1 pseudogene is annotated in these 539 nt (G+C 42.1%); it reads left to right on the top strand.

Going from position 1 to position 539, the window contains the following annotated elements:
* Positions 1–18: 18 nt before the first annotated feature.
* Positions 19–539: pseudogene (locus R7Q46_RS29745) on the top strand (lipid A biosynthesis lauroyl acyltransferase); the annotation flags it as partial.

Raw genomic sequence — 539 nt, 5'->3', positions numbered from 1 at the left:
GCATCTGACATTTCATACATGAATAAATACAAAAAGCCTGAATTTAAGGCTAAATTTCTTTTACCTCGTTATTGGGGTACGTTAATTCTCATCGGCGTGATGTACTCATTGAGCCTTCTTCCTTTTAATGTTCAATTAGCGCTAGGACGCGGTATTGGCCGTTTAGCCATGCGAATAATGAAAAAGCGTCAAGTGACGATACGGCGCAATCTTGAGCTTTGTTTTCCTCACATGGGCGAATCTCAACGCGAGGCGATTTTAAAAGATAATATCGACAACTCCGGTATTGCACTCTTCGAAACAGCGATGGCATGGTTTTGGTCAGATAAAAGAGTCAGTAAGCACGTTACGATTAAAGGAATGGAGCATTTAGAAGCGTTAGAAAAGTCCGGTAAAGGTGCCTTAATGTTGGCCGTCCATTCAATGAACTTGGAATTAGGTGCTCGCGCATTTGGCATTCAAAAATCTGGGACGGGTGTCTATCGACCAAACAACAATCCGTGTTTCGATTATTTCCAATACAAAGGGCGTTCTCGTTC

The organism is Vibrio sp. 811 (genome assembly GCF_033339195.1).
This window is presented reverse-complemented; position numbering and strand designations above follow the sequence as displayed.